This window comes from Actinacidiphila glaucinigra (assembly GCF_035918135.1).
GTDB lineage: Bacteria > Actinomycetota > Actinomycetes > Streptomycetales > Streptomycetaceae > Actinacidiphila > Actinacidiphila glaucinigra.
Window position 1 is genome coordinate 1477277 of sequence record NZ_CP109144.1, and the last position, 14477, is coordinate 1491753.

Here is a 14477-nt window from a genome sequence, read left to right on the forward strand (position 1 = left end):
AACGGGCCGTCACCCCGGGACCGTGACCTGGATCAGGGCGTGCGTGCCGCTGGTGCGCCACGCGATGCCGCCGGCGTCGAGCCGGGCCACGGTCTCCGGGGCGAGCCCGGCGACGGTGTCGGACTTGAGGGTGCGCAGGGTGGCGACCGGTCCCGGGAACCAGGCGGTGACGTCCGCGAACGGCACCGTCGGGGGCCAGAACCGGTCGTCCACCAGCCGCCGGTAGTTGAGGTCGCCCTTCATCACCGTCAGCCGCGCGGCCGCGAAACGTTCCCGCAGGTCGTACGGCATGTCGCGATAGCCGAGCGGCGCGCAGGCGAAGGGGTGCGCGGTCAGCGTGAGCCGCCCTTCGCGCAGCGCCGCCAGCAGGCGCCCGCCGATGCGGGCGGCCTCGCCGGGGGCGGCGGTCATCCGGCGCAGGCAGGACAGGACGTCCTGGGTGGTGGCGTCGGAGACGTAGTACGGGTGGGGTTTGACCAGCAGGTGGACCTCGTCGGCGCGTCCGCTCGCGAGAAGGCCGTCGACGAGGGCGAGGTCGGCCAGGACCTCGCGGGCGCTGTTGTCGGTGACCACGACGACCGTGCCGCCGACCAGCAGGGACCACAGCCGCTCCGACTCGTCGGCGACGAGCGTCCCGGAAGCCTCGGGGGCGGACGCCTCGGCCACCATGGTGAAGCCGAGGTCCGCCTGGTTGCCCCACACGGCGGCCGCGAGCAGCGCGTGTTCCCGCTCGGCGGGGGCGAGCCCGGGCAGCCCGTCGAGGGCGGCGAGGTCGGCGGCGAAGCCGGGACCGTCCAGCTCGGCGTCCTTGAACGGCGCGAACAGGTCCACGCCGTGCCACGCTCCTGCGGCGAGGTAACCGGCGGGGTCGAGCAGCCGGCGGTAGAAGTACGACTCCGACCACAGGAAGGGCAGTTCGGCCCACGGCCGCCCGAAGCGCCCTTCGCCCCACTCCTCCCACGCCGCCAGGTCCGGCGCGTCCCGCGGCAGCCCGGCGACCGTGCCGGAGCACGACTCCTCCAGCAGCGCGGCGAAGGCCCGGCGGCGCTCCGGTCCGTACGGGACGGCGTCCAGGATGCGGCGGATCAGCACGGGGTGCCGTTCCTGGAAGACGCTCCGGGCGAAGGACCCGGGCTCGTCGCAGGTGATCGGCGGTGCCTGCGGGAGCGCGGGGCCGGGGAGGCCTTCGGGGTGTCCACCCATGCGTCGTCGTCCTCCAGCGGTCGGGGGCGGGGGCAGCGGTCGCGGGCATTCTCACAGGAAGCGGAGGGGAAGTGGGGCACCCCGGCCGTACGTGGGCACGCGGCACGCGCGGTTCCCCTGCCGCGCGGCGTGGGGCACGCTGTCCGCGGCGGGGGACGAGGAGTGACGGGGAGGGCGCATGGCCGTGGTGCGTGAGGTGGGGGCGGAGGGCGGCGCGCCGCCGGCGACGGTGGTGCTCGTGGAGGTGGGGCCGCGAGTGCCGGACGTCGTGGCCGTGCTGGGCCGGCTGACGGGACGGGGCGCGGAGCACTGCCGGTTCCTCACGGGCCGGGTGCCGGTGGCGGTGCTGCGCGACGTGCCGGAGGAGGATGCCGAGGCGGCCGTCGCCGCACTGCGCGCCGCCGGGGCGACGGCGGAGGCCGGAGGACCCGCCGGGGCGACGGCGGAGGCCGGAGGACCCGTTCGGGTGTCGGACCTCGACCGGGCCCTCGTACAGGGACGGGAGCGGCCGCTGCCACCCGAGGTCGAACGGCTGCTGCGGGACGTCGGCGCTCCGCCGCGGCTCGCGGCCCACCTGCGGCTCGTTCACGACGTGGCCTGCGAACTGGTCGAGTGGATCCGGCAGTACAGCCCCGACCTGGTCGTCGACCGCGAGGCCGTGCTCTTCGGCGCGGCCACCCACGACATCGGAAAGGCGCTGCACGTCGCCGAGTTGTCGGGGCCTGGCAGCGCCCACGAGAGGGCGGGCCGCGCGCTGCTGCTGGCGCGGGGCGTCGCGCCGCGCCTGGCGCGCTTCGCGGCCACGCACGGGTCGTGGACGGACGGGGCCGTCACCATGGAGGACCTGCTGGTGAGCGTGGCCGACAAGGTCTGGAAGGGCAAACGCGTCACGGAGCTGGAGGACCTGGTCGTCGACCGGCTGGCAGGGGCGACCGGCGACGAGCGCTGGGAGGTGTTCCTTGCGCTGGACGGATTCCTCGGCGAGGTCGCCGCCGACGCCGACCGGCGCCTGGCCTTCCACACGGCGTTCCCCGTGGTCCGGGGCGCGGGGAGCCCCGCTGCCCTGGGGCGCGAACCTGGCCGCACCTGAGGGGCGCACGGGGGCGGCGGGGCGATCGGCGCGGACAGCTCGGTCAGCGCAGGTGCCGCGCGAAGAAGACGGCTGCCTCCCCGCCGACGCGGTGGCGGACTCCCGGGTCGGCGGGCTCCGGCGCGAAGAAGTCGTCGTGGCGGACGTGGGCACCGGCGCAGCGGCCGCTCGCTGTGGGGATGTGCTCCACGTAGGGCCTGGTGTCGGCCTCGTACGGGTTGACCGTGTCGGCACCGCCCCAGCGGATGCCCACGGGCACCCGGACCGCCGCCAGGCTCCGCGAGGTCACGAATCCGCCGACGCCGGGGGCCACTTGGAAGACCGCCCGCACCCGCGCGTCCGAGAGGTCCGCCCCCCGCGCCGTCGATCGCCCGCCGTACCGAGAGGTCGTCGGGGTACTTCTTGCGGTACGCCTCGAGCACACCGGGGAACTCGGGGGATGTCCGGCAGCGGCACGGCGCCCGACAGCACGGCCCACAGCACGTCCGTGTCGAGGCGGGCCCCGGCGAGCGCCACCGCCGTGTGGGCGCCCAGCGAGAAGCCCGCCGCGCCGACGGGTCCCAGTGGCCGTTCCCCGGCGAGCTCGTCGTGGGCGAAGGAGACGTCCCGCGGCCGCTCCCACACGTGGAGGAAGCCCTCCGGCTCGTATCCGTCCACGAAGTTGTTGCCGTGGTGGTCCAGGGCCAGTACCCGCGGACCCTCCTCGCGCAGCGGACGCACCAGCCACTCCATGTCACCGCCCGAGCCTCCGGTGCCGTGCGAGACGACGACCAGCGGGGCGGGCCCGGCCGGCCGGCCGCGTGGCCTCGCGACCTCGTGGCGTCAGGCCGCCGGGGCGGACGGAGTCAGGTCGTGCAGCAGGAAGTGGACTTGTGTGTCCTCGACCGTGTCCGCCCACAGCCCCTCGGCGTCGAGTACGGAGGCGGCGACCATGCGGGCCTCGGCGACCAGCCGGGGGTCGGCGCCGAAGCCGGGCCACGGCAGGACCGGGAAGCCGTTCGCCTCGCCGAACCGCCGTACGCGGTCCGTGTCCCCGACGGCGGCCGGGGGCAGCGAGTCGTTCGCCCACGACCAGAGCCAGGTGCCCTGGGTGAGGCCGACGCTGCCGATCATCGTGATCCGGCCGGTGAGGAACACCTCCCCGCCGCGCGCCCAGGCGATGCGGGCGTCCTCCAGCGTCCAGTCGTACCGCACGTCACCGGAGAGCCCGAAGCGCTCGACCATGAGTGCCTGCCGGGTGCGCGCCCGCTCGCGCGCCGCCAGGACGACCTCCTCCCAGGCGGCATGGTCGTGCTGCGTCATGGGCCCTCGCCTCCGGGGTCGGTTTCGGTACCGGATCCTCTCACCGGGCCGAATGCGCACCGGTGGCGGGTCCCTTCGGCCGTTCGCGCGTCCGCTGCGGATCGGGAGGCATCGGCCCCGGCACATCGGGTAGGCGCGGCATCACGGCAATGTCCGTGGCACCCCCGAACGCTTCCTCCGGAAGGAGTCGAAACGATGGGCTGGTGGCGAAGCGCCGCTTGCGCAGAAGAGGATCCCGAACTGTTCTTCCCGGTCGGCTCGTCGGGCCCGGGTGCGGGGCAGGAGGCCCGTGCCAAAGCGGTCTGCGAGAGGTGCCCGGTGATCGGCGACTGCCTCGAATGGGCACTCACCACCGGGCAGTCCCCGGGTATTTGGGGCGGCACGTCCGAGGAGGAGCGCCGCGCCATACGCCGCCGCGCCGCCCGCACCGGGTGAGCGCCCCGCGGCCCCGGTCCCGGCACGACGGGGCGGGAGTCGGCGCCTGCGGGCGCCGGCGGCGGCGAAGACGGCGGGCTCTCCCCGCGGCGCAGCGCCCGGGGCGCAGACCCCACCCCTCGGCGGCCCCTCGCCTGTCCGGCAGGGGGCCGCCGAGGTGCTCTCGCGGCCGTGAGACGCGGTCGGTGGCGCCGGCTCAGCGACGACGACGGCGGCCGCGGCCGCGGCGGCGAGCCGTGCCCGGCAGGCGAACGGCCACGACCAGGGTGACCAGCCACGTCACCACGAAGGCGCAGACGACCGCCAGAAGGGTCGTCACGGTCGCGGCGATCAGCAGCCCCAGGCACACGATCGCCAGCAGCGCCAGCAGCAGGGCGCGTGGCCGCCGCAACAGGTCGGCCGGGCCCGGGTGCGGGTCCGGCTCCGGGTCCAGCCGCATCGTGCGCAACTGACGTTCGAGCACGTCGTCGTCGCGCATCAGGTCCTCGATCTCCGCCAGCGCGCGCCGTTCGCGCTCCGTGAGCCCCGAACCCTCCATCACCGCCCCCTCCACCACCCGCCCATGCCTGTCACTTACCCCGAATGGCGGAAGGGATGAGGGGTACCCGGTCGCGGAGTCGCAGAATGTGCCCGTGTCGTGACGGAGGGATCCCGATCATGTTGATGGCCCATCCCGTGGTTCTGCACATGCTGGTCGAGCAGTACGAGGCGCTGCGGGCGGCGGACGCCGTGAACGGCGGGAACGACGGCCCCGAAGCGCGCCGACGGCTGGAGGACGTGGCGTACACGCTGTGCGTGGCCACGGGGACCACGGACGTGGAGGCCGCGCTCGCGGCCGCCCGCGGCAGGCTGCCTGGGGCACGGCCGGCGGACGGCACCGTTCCCGGTTCCTGAGGCCGGGCCGCGTGAGCGGCGGAGTCCCGGGTACGCGCCCCTCAGCGCAGACGGCCCGAACCGGGAGGAACGCATGACGCCGAACGCCACGCCCCCCAACGATCCGGTGCCTCCGAGCCCCACTCCGTCGCCCGGCCCCACGGGACCGGAGCCGGGTCCCGCACCCGGGCCCATCCCCCCGGGCGGCCCGGACCCGCTGCCGCCGACGCCCCCGCCGCACGGTCCGGACCCCGTCCCCCCGGACCCCACGCCGCCGGGCCCCGGGCCCGAACCGGGACCGCTCCCGTCACCGGGGCCCGCCCCGCAGCCCGCGACCTGAGGAAGGCGAACCGCAGCGGCGGAGATGCGGCCGCGCGCAACTGTGGGCCACGCTCAGACGTCATGTCCGATCATGAGCCAAAGCAAGTCGCGGTCGCATGCGTGGATCCCTGGGTCAGAGCAACCGTCTTCGGGATGTTCGCGGGCTACGGAGCCTGGCTGCTGGCTTTCAGCGCGCGGGCGTACTGCGATGCCGGGCTGGAGGCCGGCGACAGGTTCGGGTTCTGGTACGTCGAGCTACCCGAGCACGTAGTCGACTTCGGGCTGTATGCGCTCGTCCTGCACGGTGTCCTGGTTGCTGACCTTCCGTGCGCCGACCGCGCTACGGGTGGGTGCGTCGATGGTGCTGGTCGTGACGACACTGACCTTCTTGGCCTGGTGGTACTTCAAGACAGAGGGGACTCTCGACGGTTCTTTCAGCGGTTCCGGGCTTTGCCCGCCCAGCAACATCCCGCCATGGTGGCCCGACTGGATCCCCGCCTGATCTGCCATTTCCCGCTCGACGACAAGGTGCGGTACCTCTTCGCGGACCAGGCGAAAGGCATCGTCCTCGAGCCCACCGGTCTCACCCGGTCCAGGGTCTGCCCTCACGGTCCGGATCATGCCATCCGGCAGCCCGCCAAGGGCTGTCCCGTAGGCGATCTCCACGCCGCTTACGATCAGAGGCCGCCCTCTTTCCTTCCGGGCGAGCCTGCGAGGCCACCGTACGTGCATACGCCTGCCGACCACCTTGGACCGGCGAGGATCGAGAGCGACAGTTCCGTCCTGCATCGCCTTGCGGCCAATCCCCACACGGCGCCCGACACCCTGACGGAGCTGAGCGCGGCCCGAGACAGTGCTTGGAACGACAACAAGCTCCTGTGTCTGCTTGCGGGCCACCCCCGCGCTGACATCGCAGTCCCGCGAGCCCTCCACGCTGCCGTGGCGGCGATCCTGCCGAGGGCGAACGACCGTGTGCCGCCGTGCTCACGCTTGCAGGACGTACGGAAAGCAAGGCGGAAGAGGTGCGCCGGCTGGGGACTCTCCGAGGAGCTTCTCCTCGTCTGCGCGGCCGGCTCGACCGGCGTCTCGACATCCGCGATCGACCCATTCCCCACATGCGTCGGTCCGAAGGCAACGATCCCGGTCTTCCGGAAAGCTCGAGGCTCACGAACTTCTCAGAGGAGTGGGACCCGTCTCCACACGGACATCTCGTCCCGAACACGTGCCCGTCATGGCCCGCCCGATGAGCTGCTGGATCGGGGCCCGTACGCTGACCGATCGGGCTGCCGCCGTGCCTGGCGGCGCCCGGACGCGAGAGGCGGAGGAACGATGGAGCTGCTCCGGGCCGACGGGGCGGACGGGCCGCATGGGGGCGACGCGACGTATGCCGCCACGGTGGCGGGCTGGCCCGCCACGGCGCGGGAGGTCGCCCTGTGGTGCGGGCGGCACGAGCACCCGCTGGCGGGCGCGGTGGTCGCGGGCTGGCGCGACGCGGAGGACGTCGAGGCGTACCTGCTGTACGACGGACCGGACCTCGTCGGCTACGGCGAACTCTGGCTGGACGCCGAGGAGAACGAGGTCGAACTGGCCCGCGTCATCGTCGCGCCCTCGGCCCGCGGGCGCGGCCTCGGGCGGCGTCTGACCGCCGGGCTGACCGCGCGGGCCCGGCTGACCGGCCTGGCCGAGGTCTTCCTGCGCGTGCACCCCGACAACGCCGCCGCGCTGCGGTGCTACCTCGGGGCGGGCTTCACCCCCGTCCCCGCGGAGCAGGCAGCGGAGTGGAACGTGCCGCAGCCGGTCGCGTACGTGTGGCTGCGCCACGCGGGCTGAGACATCGCCACCGGGGGCCGGTTGGTCCCGGCTGCACGCAAAGGTGCGCGCCATCGACAACTCCGACGCCATGCATTGACATGTCCGCCTCACGCATTGACGCTTGAGAGCGCTCTCACGCACTGCTCCGCCACTCCTGGCGTCCCTCCACCCCCCCACACAAGGAGGAAGCGCGTGCACATCCGACGCATGCCCTTCGCGGCCCTGCTGGCCGCGCTGCTGATGACGGTCGGCCTCACCGGCCTCGGCACCTGGTCCCCCCGCGCCGAGGCCGCCGTCCCCGCCACCATCCCGCTGACGTTCACCAACAACTCCGGCCGCGACGAACCCGTCTACCTCTACGACCTGGGCACCGAACTCGCCACGGGCCGCCAGGGCTGGGCCGACGCGGGCGGCACCTTCCACCCCTGGCCGGCCGGTGGCAACCCGCCGACCCCGGCGCCCGACGCCTCGATCCCCGGCCCCGCCAACGGCAGGTCCGTCACCATCCGCATACCCAAGTTCTCCGGCCGCGTCTACTTCTCGTACGGCCGGAAACTGGACTTCAGGCTGACCACGGGGGGCCTGGTCCAGCCCGCGGTGCAGAACCCCTCCGACCCCAACCGGGACATCCTCTTCAACTGGTCCGAGTACACGCTGAACGACTCCGGACTGTGGATCAACAGCACCCAGGTGGACATGTTCTCCGCCCCGTACGCCGTCGGCCTCAAGCGCGCCGACGGCAGCACCACGACCACCGGGCACCTCGTGCCGGGCGGCTGGAACGGCTTCTTCGCCGCCCTGCGCGGCCGGACGGGCGGCTGGGCGAACCTCGTGCAGACCCGCTCCGACGGCACCGTGCTCCGCGCGCTCTCCCCGGGCCACGGGACGGAGACGGGCGCGCTCCCGCGCACCGTCATGGACGACTACGTCAACCGCGTCTGGCAGAAGTACTCCGCGGCGACGCTGACGATGACACCCTTCGGCGACCGGCCCGGCACGAAGTACTACGGGCGCGTCTCCGGCGGCGTCATGCGCTTCACCGACGCCTCCGGGGCCGTAGTCACCTCGTTCCAGAAGCCCGACGCGGACAGCATCTTCGGCTGCCACAAGCTGCTGGACGCGCCCAACGACCTGGTGCGCGGGCCGATTTCGCGCACGCTGTGCGCCGGCTTCAACCGCTCCACCCTGCTCACCAACCCGGCGCAGCCGGACACCGGCGCGGCCGGCTTCTACCAGGACGCCGTGACCAACCACTACGCCCGCGAGATCCACGCGCGCACGGCCGACGGCAAGGCGTACGCCTTCGCCTTCGACGACGTCGGCAACCACGAGTCCCTGGTCAACGACCCCGACCCGCAACAGGCGTACATCACGCTGGACCCGCTCGACTAGCGTCGAGGACCACGTCGCCCGTGCCTTCCGCCGTGCAGGCGAGGCCGGCGCCTCCCTGCGCGAGGCGCGCGACGTGGTCCCCCTGCTCCAACCCGGCGAGCCCGCCGGCGCATTCGGTGCGCAGGGCCGGCGGGCCTGGTAAATGCACTCCGAGTACGGCACCAAATCCGCCGGCGCCTCCGTCATCCTCGCCGCTGAAGAGTCCGCCGATGGCCTCGGGCAGGATCGCGGCGGTGCTCGACACGCTGTAGGGCGGTTCCTCGCGGACTCGGTTGTGGATCAAGAATGGCTCTGCGCGCTGGCCATGATCGGAGCGACAACGCAGGTTGCCGGAACTTCCTTGCTCGAGCGATCCGCGCTGTTACGGTCTGCTCATGGGCGCTCGACTGCACCTGTCCCCGTGCGAGTGATGGCGACAGTGGTCTCTCCCTCGCCGGTACGCCTATGGCGCCGACGTCGGCTTACGCGGCGCACCGATGCGGGGTTCCCCTCGCCGGCGTCATGACTGCGGAGGCGATCACCTCCCTGGCACTGGGAGACCGGATGGTGGCCCGGGAGAGCACGGCCACGATCACTGACAGCGGCCTGGTCGCGCTCCAACGGCAACTGACCGGCATGCAGAGGACGGCCGCACGGGAGATGCGAGCGACACGCACCATGGCGAAACGCTCCCCCCATATCGGCCTCACCCTTCACGAAGCCGTGAAACAACAGTTCCTGACGGACCTCGCCACGCTGAACACGGCAGAGGGCACCCACAGACTGGCCACATCGCCCAACGCCCTCGCATCCGCGCGAGCAGCCCTCTCCAGCGGGCGAACCCTCATCTACATCGCCCCTGCGCCGCGCAGCGCAGCCGCGCTTCGCATCAACTCCCCCGGTTCCGAACGCGAGATATGCGAGAGCATCGAGCTTCCAGCACTTGATTTCGTCTCCGTGCGCACGTTGGTCGAGCAGGTCCGGGACGGCTACGTGGCCGCCCAACGCGGCGAACTCGGCCAGAAGGGCCTGGCCAAGCTCATACGCACCGCCCTCGACAAGGTGACCTCGGCATTCTGGGACCCGCTGCTGACCGAATGGCCCGAACTGCGGGAACTCCCGATTGCATTGGCCCCCCTGGCGGAATCCGCCCTTCTCCCCTTCTACACGGCCCTTGTGGGCGGGGCACCAGCCTGCTCAGTGCTGGACATGACCATGGTGCCTTCCGGGCGCGCCCTCTTCCTGTCCGCGGGATGGCAGCGGCAGGCCGAGCGGGGTGTCTTTGTCGCTGCCGATCCGTGGGTCGACGGAGGCGGCCTCCGGTCGATCCCCCGGACCGTGCCCGAGGCACGGGCGATCGCGGCAGTGCACGGCGTGGAGCCGGAGATCCTTCGGGAGCAGGTCATCGACGCGCCGGAGCCTCCACCTCGCAAGGTACCGGCCGACTTCCCCGACCTGCTGCGGACAACCCGCGGCACGTCCCAAGAAATACTCGCGACGAGCGAAATCGGCCTGGCACCAGCCGACATCGTGGACCGCATAGCCGAGGCGTCAGTAGTCCATCTCGCCTGCCACGGCGAACTGCGCTCCGACGACCCACTGGCTTCCTCGCTGCTCCTGGGTGGGAAGCTGCCTCTTGCCAGCGTATTGCAGAACAATCTGCGCCCAGGGGCCACCGTCGTACTGTCCGCATGCGAACTGGGGAGTATCACCGGTGATCTCCCGGACGAGCAGCTGGGTTTTCCGGCCGCGCTGCTCGCCGTAGGCGCGCGTTCCGTCATCGGCGCACTGTGGCCGGTTCCCGACACCCAGGCGACCGTGACCCTGATGACGGAGACACATCGAGCCCTGGTCACATCGTCCACCACAAGAGCCCTGGGCCAGGCAATCGGCAAGGCACACGCTCAGGGGGTACCCCCTTCGGCCTGGGCCTCCTTCGCCTGCTTCGGCGCATGACAGGGCAATGCCCAAGGCCCGGGGATCGGCGCATAGGCCGACGTTCTCCGAGACCACCAGAGGTGCGGAAGGCGCAGTGGCGGTACGACGCGATCGGGGCCGTCGGACGGTCAGCTCTTGCGGACAGCTCGGCCGGTGCTCTCCGAGCGCAGGGCGGCTGCCCGGTCCCGGCGGAAGGCGTGCCTGGGAGCCAGAGTGAAGTACTCCCAGCCCACGGTGGATCCAAGGGCACCCATGGCGCGGAAGTGGACTGCCGCCTCGGCCGGGCGTTGCACGAGGCCCAGGTAGAACGCGAGGAGGGCTCGGTCCTCGACGATGCGTGGGTACGGGTCGGGGTTCACCTCGATCCAGCGTTCCCGAACCCGGGCCAGATCCATGCCGAAGCGCGCGGACCCCAGCCCCACGCCGTCGTCGTCGAGTCGCATCTCCAGGTTGGCATAAAGCGGCAGCACGGCGAGCGGATGGCCGGGCGGCGCCTTCTCGGCGGCGTCGCGGGCGAACTGGAACATCTGCTTGTGGGAACCGGACCACTTGGCGCACAGGTACTGCAGGGCGTGGTGGTGCCCCCTCGGATGCAGAGGATCCCGGGCGACCACAGCTGCCCAGCGCGCGTTGAACTCACGCCGGGAGACCTGCAATCCGCGAGCTATGGTCACGGCAGTCACGGCGGGTGTCGGGTCCATCGGCGCGCGCTCGCAGGCCTGCGCGGCGATGTCGTCCGCCCGCCCGAGGATCTCGAAGAACTTCGGCCAGGCGCTCTTGCGAACGAACCGTGCCCTCCGGCCGGAGCGAACAGCCCAGGCCCGTACCGTTTCCGCTCGGGAGAGGACGGTCAGCGCATCGGCGCTGTCGGGCTCCGCCTCGACCCACTCCTGCAGCACCGGCCTACCCGCGGCACGTGCGGCGACGTAGCCCACCCGGTGATCCTTGAGAGCCCAGCCATCGCCGGAAGCGAGCAGCAGATCACGGAACGGGTGCCAGTCACCGCGCTTGACGAGCACGTCGACCGCGGTTCGGAGCTCTCGATCCCCGTACGCCTCGTCGAATGAGACAGCCGGGAGATAGCCCATAGAAAGCCGGTTCAGCGTTGTCACGCGCGAACCGTACCCCCAGGAGATCAAGAACAGACGAGCGGGGGTTGCTCCCGCCACGCAGAGCGGGGCAGTACGGCTGCCGACTGCCGACTGCCGACTGCCGACTGCAGTTACTGCCCGGGGGAGCGAGTCATAGCCCCGGTCGTCGGTCACAAGGCCCGGGAGCCCCGGACCGGGCCGCTGGAGCCCGATTGTCGGTGGCCCGGCCTAGGGTGGGGACGACACTGGAACCGCGACGAGAGACTGGAAGTCCCCATGACGACCCTTTCCGACCGTCCGAACACCGCGCTGCTCGTCATCGACGTCCAGAACGGGGTGGTGACCGGCTCCCCCAACCGGGACGACGTCATCGCGAACATCAACACCCTGATCGGCAAGGCGCGCGCCGAGGACGTGCCCGTGATCTGGGTGCAGCACTCGGACGAGGACCTCCAGAAGGGCAGCGAGAGCTGGCAGTACGTGCCGGAGCTCGTGCGCGAGGAGGCGGAGCCGCTGATCCACAAGCTCTACGGCGACTCCTTCGAGGACACCGAGCTGGAGGCGGTGCTCTCCGACCGCGGCGTGGGCCGCCTCGTCGTGACGGGCGCCCAGACCGATGCCTGCATCCGCTCGACCCTGCACGGGGGGCTCGTCCGCGGCTACGACGTCACGCTCGTCGGCGACGCGCACACCACGGAGGACCTCAGCTCGTACGGGGCGCCCGGCCCGGAGCTGGTGATCGCGCACACCAACCTCTACTGGAGGTTCCAGAGCGCCCCCGGGCGCCGCGGCGGCACCGTCGACACCGCCGACGTCTCCTTCGCGGCGGCCGACGCGGGCTGAGCCGTCGGGGCCGGGGCATCGGCCGGTCCGAGGGCTGCGGGTCGGCACGCGCGGACGAGGACGAAGCCGACACACTCACCCTCCCGATCCGCGGGGCACTGCCGCCCCGCGGGTCACGGCCCGTCAGCCGGCGCCGCGTCCCGCGTGGACGGCCACGGCGTGGATCGGCCCCGCCATGCCGCGAAGCGGGGACCCGGAGCCGCCGCGCCGACCGGCGATGATCTCGGCGGCGATCGAGACGGCCGTCTCCTGCGGGGTCAGGGCGCCGATGTCGAGGCCGATCGGCGAGCTGAGGCGGGCGAGTTCTGATTCGGTGAGGCCCGCGCGCCGCAGCCGCTCGAGACGGTCCTCGTGGGTGCGCCGGGAGCCCATCGCCCCGACGAACCCCAGGAACGGGAGCCGCAGGGCCACCTCCAGCAGGGGCACGTCGAACTTCGGGTCGTGGGTGAGGACGGCCACCATCGTGCGGGCGTCGACACGGCCCGCGGCGAACTCCGCCGCGAGGTAGCGGTGCGGCCATTCGACGACGACCTCGTGGGCGTCGGGGAAGCGGGCCGCCGTGGTGAACACCGGGCGCGCATCGCAGACCGTGACCCGGTGGCCGAGGAGCGCGCCCTGGCGGGCGAGGGCCGAGGCGAAGTCGGTGGCGCCGAAGACCAGCAGACGGGGCGGCGGGGCGTAGGAACGGACGAAGACCCGCCGGTCGCCGTAGCGGCGCTGCGCGCTCGTGCCGCGGGCCAGCATGGCGCGGGCGTCCTCGGCGACGGCGTCGTCCAGTTCGGCGGAGCCGAGGCCGCCCGAGCGTTCCCCGGGGCGCACCACCAGGCGGGTGCCGGCGCCGGGCCCGGCGACCACCGTGGCCACGGCGACGCCCCGGCCCGCCGCCATGTCGTCGAGGACGTCCGGCAGTTCGGGGAAGGTGGCCGGGGAGACCGGCTCGACGTGGACGTCGATGGTGCCGCCGCAGGTGAGGCCGACGGCGAAGGCGTCGTCGTCGCTGATCCCGTACTGGTGCAGTTGCGGCGTCATCGTACGGACGACCTCCCGCGCCACCTCGTACACGGCGGCTTCGACGCACCCGCCGGACACGCTCCCGGCGACCTCGCCCTCGGCGGACACGGCCATCACCGCGCCCGGGGGCCGGGGCGCGCTGCGGTAGGCGGCGACGACGGTGGCGAGTCCGAAGGTGCGTCCCGCCGCGTACCAGGCGCGGATCGGGCCCTCGAGTTCACGCATCGCGGGGCCTCAGACGAGCCAGACGACGAGCAGGACGACCACGACGACCGCGACGGCGGCCGGGATCGCCCGCTTGAGCACGGCGCCCCTGGCGACTCCCATGAGGTCGATCGGCTCAGGCTCCGGCGTGGGCCGCACCGGGGCGGGCGCCGGCTCGACCACGGGCGCCGGCTCGACCACGGGCGCCGGTTCGACCATGGACGCCGAAGCCGCCGCATCGCCTTCCGTACCGCCGTGCGAAGTCCCTTCCGCGGCCCCCTCCACGACGTCTTCCGCGGCACCCGCCCGCTCCGCACCGGCGCTCTCCGCGGGGGGTGCCGGGGCCGCGGCCGGGGGCTCACTGCCGCCGCCCCCGCCGACCGCGGCGGGCTCGGGCGCCCGCTCCTCGGCCAGTTGCCGCTCCAGGGCCTCCACGAACTGGGCCAGCAGCTTCCTGCTGACCTCCTCGATCATGCCCTTGCCGAACTGCGCGATCTTGCCGGTGATCGTCAGGCGGGTCTCGACCGTCACCGTCGTCGCGTCGCCCTCGGGGACCAGCCGCGCGGTGATCCGCGCGTCGGCGTTGCCCTGGCCCCGGGCGTCGCGGCCGCGCGCCCGCAGCACCGCGGTCCGGCTCCCGGCGTCCTGCTCCTCGAAGGCGGCGGTGCCCTTGTACTGGACGGTCACGGGGCCGACCTTCACCTTCACGAGGCCGTTGTACGTGTCGCCGTCCCGCCCGGTGAGCTGGGCACCCGGCATGCACGGCGCGATCCGCTCGACGTCCGTCAGCAGTGCCCACGCCTGGTCCGGCGGCAGGCTCACTCGGAACTCGTTGGTGAAGTCCATCGAGGGCAGACCTCTCTTCCGGTCGTGACGTCATCGGCGGTCCCGGACGGTGCCCACACCTTGGGCCTGCCGTCGCGGCCCGTCAACGCACAGTTCAGCGTTCGCTTAATACCGCCGATACCGCGACCGCGTCCGGC

Annotated in this window: 16 protein-coding genes; 7 read left to right on the forward strand and 9 right to left on the reverse strand. The window is 72.6% G+C overall.

All coding sequences use genetic code 11. The features are described 5' to 3' along the window. Nucleotides 1-9: 9 nt before the first annotated feature. Nucleotides 10-1203, reverse strand: coding sequence for a damage-control phosphatase ARMT1 family protein (locus OIE69_RS06465; RefSeq protein WP_326570976.1), 1194 nt, complete (start codon nt 1201-1203; stop codon nt 10-12). 178 nt (nt 1204-1381) lie between these two features. Between OIE69_RS06465 and OIE69_RS06470 the strand changes: the two genes are divergently transcribed. Then, entirely contained in the window at nt 1382-2293 is a 912-nt protein-coding gene (locus OIE69_RS06470; RefSeq protein WP_326570977.1) for an HD domain-containing protein, read from the forward strand. Nucleotides 2294-2336: 43 nt separating this feature from the next. Here OIE69_RS06470 and OIE69_RS06475 read toward each other — a convergent pair whose 3' ends face one another. The 3 genes from OIE69_RS06475 to OIE69_RS06485 all read right to left on the reverse strand — a co-directional run bounded on the left by OIE69_RS06475 (nt 2337) and on the right by OIE69_RS06485 (nt 3595). Further along, nucleotides 2337-2582: a hypothetical protein gene (locus OIE69_RS06475; RefSeq protein WP_326570978.1), complete on the reverse strand. Its 246-nt coding sequence runs from the start codon at nt 2580-2582 to the stop codon at nt 2337-2339. Then, the gene (locus tag OIE69_RS06480; RefSeq protein ID WP_326570979.1) at nt 2579-3025 is read right to left on the reverse strand and encodes an alpha/beta hydrolase; all 447 of its coding nucleotides are present in this window, start codon (nt 3023-3025) and stop codon (nt 2579-2581) included. The genes OIE69_RS06475 and OIE69_RS06480 overlap by 4 nt, the downstream gene beginning before the upstream one ends. A 90-nt stretch (nt 3026-3115) precedes the next feature. Next, entirely contained in the window at nt 3116-3595 is a 480-nt protein-coding gene (locus OIE69_RS06485; protein ID WP_326570980.1) for a DUF6882 domain-containing protein, read from the reverse strand. Between the two features lie 195 nt (nt 3596-3790). On the opposite strand from OIE69_RS06485, the gene OIE69_RS06490 reads away from it, so the two are divergent. Further along, complete coding sequence (locus OIE69_RS06490; RefSeq protein ID WP_326570981.1) at nt 3791-4030, forward strand: WhiB family transcriptional regulator; 240 nt, start codon at nt 3791-3793, stop codon at nt 4028-4030. Between the two features lie 196 nt (nt 4031-4226). Here OIE69_RS06490 and OIE69_RS06495 read toward each other — a convergent pair whose 3' ends face one another. Then, nucleotides 4227-4568, reverse strand: coding sequence for a hypothetical protein (locus OIE69_RS06495; RefSeq protein WP_326570982.1), 342 nt, complete (start codon nt 4566-4568; stop codon nt 4227-4229). A 119-nt stretch (nt 4569-4687) separates the two neighbouring features. Here OIE69_RS06495 and OIE69_RS06500 point away from each other — a divergent pair, with 119 nt between their 5' ends. Next, nucleotides 4688-4924, forward strand: a complete 237-nt coding sequence (locus tag OIE69_RS06500) for a DUF5133 domain-containing protein (protein ID WP_326570983.1) — start codon at nt 4688-4690, stop codon at nt 4922-4924. A gap of 555 nt (nt 4925-5479) precedes the next feature. On the opposite strand, the gene OIE69_RS06505 is transcribed toward OIE69_RS06500, so the two are convergent. Beyond that, nucleotides 5480-5890, reverse strand: a complete 411-nt coding sequence (locus OIE69_RS06505) for a hypothetical protein (RefSeq protein WP_326570984.1) — start codon at nt 5888-5890, stop codon at nt 5480-5482. A gap of 663 nt (nt 5891-6553) precedes the next feature. Here OIE69_RS06505 and OIE69_RS06510 point away from each other — a divergent pair. The 3 genes from OIE69_RS06510 (at nt 6554) to OIE69_RS06520 (ending at nt 10363) form a co-directional block, all read left to right on the forward strand. Further along, complete coding sequence (locus OIE69_RS06510) at nt 6554-7054, forward strand: GNAT family N-acetyltransferase (protein WP_326570985.1); 501 nt, start codon at nt 6554-6556, stop codon at nt 7052-7054. A gap of 189 nt (nt 7055-7243) precedes the next feature. Beyond that, nucleotides 7244-8428 carry a glycoside hydrolase family 64 protein gene (locus OIE69_RS06515; protein WP_392567652.1) on the forward strand — a complete coding sequence of 395 codons (1185 nt, stop codon included), beginning with the start codon at nt 7244-7246 and terminating at the stop codon, nt 8426-8428. A 501-nt stretch (nt 8429-8929) separates the two neighbouring features. Next, nucleotides 8930-10363: a CHAT domain-containing protein gene (locus OIE69_RS06520; RefSeq protein WP_326570986.1), complete on the forward strand. Its 1434-nt coding sequence runs from the start codon at nt 8930-8932 to the stop codon at nt 10361-10363. A gap of 110 nt (nt 10364-10473) precedes the next feature. Here OIE69_RS06520 and OIE69_RS06525 read toward each other — a convergent pair whose 3' ends face one another. Beyond that, complete coding sequence (locus OIE69_RS06525) at nt 10474-11457, reverse strand: hypothetical protein (RefSeq protein WP_326570987.1); 984 nt, start codon at nt 11455-11457, stop codon at nt 10474-10476. Nucleotides 11458-11712: 255 nt separating this feature from the next. Here OIE69_RS06525 and OIE69_RS06530 point away from each other — a divergent pair, with 255 nt between their 5' ends. Next, nucleotides 11713-12279: a cysteine hydrolase family protein gene (locus OIE69_RS06530; RefSeq protein ID WP_326570988.1), complete on the forward strand. Its 567-nt coding sequence runs from the start codon at nt 11713-11715 to the stop codon at nt 12277-12279. Between the two features lie 123 nt (nt 12280-12402). Here OIE69_RS06530 and OIE69_RS06535 read toward each other — a convergent pair whose 3' ends face one another. Continuing rightward, nucleotides 12403-13515 carry an XdhC family protein gene (locus OIE69_RS06535; RefSeq protein ID WP_326570989.1) on the reverse strand — a complete coding sequence of 371 codons (1113 nt, stop codon included), beginning with the start codon at nt 13513-13515 and terminating at the stop codon, nt 12403-12405. A 9-nt stretch (nt 13516-13524) separates the two neighbouring features. Then, the gene (locus tag OIE69_RS06540; RefSeq protein ID WP_326570990.1) at nt 13525-14340 is read right to left on the reverse strand and encodes an SRPBCC family protein; all 816 of its coding nucleotides are present in this window, start codon (nt 14338-14340) and stop codon (nt 13525-13527) included. Nucleotides 14341-14477 lie beyond the last annotated feature (137 nt).

Excerpts from the sequence above, each read along its gene's own strand:
- OIE69_RS06480 (WP_326570979.1), bottom strand. The coding sequence starts at position 3,025 with ATGGAGTGGCTGGTGCGTCCGCTGCGCGAGGAGGGTCCGCGGGTACTG.
- OIE69_RS06520 (WP_326570986.1), top strand. The coding sequence starts at position 8,930 with ATGACTGCGGAGGCGATCACCTCCCTGGCACTGGGAGACCGGATGGTG.
- OIE69_RS06495 (WP_326570982.1), bottom strand. The coding sequence starts at position 4,568 with ATGGAGGGTTCGGGGCTCACGGAGCGCGAACGGCGCGCGCTGGCGGAG.
- OIE69_RS06485 (WP_326570980.1), bottom strand. The coding sequence starts at position 3,595 with ATGACGCAGCACGACCATGCCGCCTGGGAGGAGGTCGTCCTGGCGGCG.
- OIE69_RS06540 (WP_326570990.1), bottom strand. The coding sequence starts at position 14,340 with ATGGACTTCACCAACGAGTTCCGAGTGAGCCTGCCGCCGGACCAGGCG.
- OIE69_RS06465 (WP_326570976.1), bottom strand. The coding sequence starts at position 1,203 with ATGGGTGGACACCCCGAAGGCCTCCCCGGCCCCGCGCTCCCGCAGGCA.
- OIE69_RS06470 (WP_326570977.1), top strand. The coding sequence starts at position 1,382 with ATGGCCGTGGTGCGTGAGGTGGGGGCGGAGGGCGGCGCGCCGCCGGCG.
- OIE69_RS06500 (WP_326570983.1), top strand. The coding sequence starts at position 4,688 with ATGTTGATGGCCCATCCCGTGGTTCTGCACATGCTGGTCGAGCAGTAC.
- OIE69_RS06490 (WP_326570981.1), top strand. The coding sequence starts at position 3,791 with ATGGGCTGGTGGCGAAGCGCCGCTTGCGCAGAAGAGGATCCCGAACTG.
- OIE69_RS06535 (WP_326570989.1), bottom strand. The coding sequence starts at position 13,515 with ATGCGTGAACTCGAGGGCCCGATCCGCGCCTGGTACGCGGCGGGACGC.
- OIE69_RS06510 (WP_326570985.1), top strand. The coding sequence starts at position 6,554 with ATGGAGCTGCTCCGGGCCGACGGGGCGGACGGGCCGCATGGGGGCGAC.
- OIE69_RS06530 (WP_326570988.1), top strand. The coding sequence starts at position 11,713 with ATGACGACCCTTTCCGACCGTCCGAACACCGCGCTGCTCGTCATCGAC.
- OIE69_RS06515 (WP_392567652.1), top strand. The coding sequence starts at position 7,244 with ATGCCCTTCGCGGCCCTGCTGGCCGCGCTGCTGATGACGGTCGGCCTC.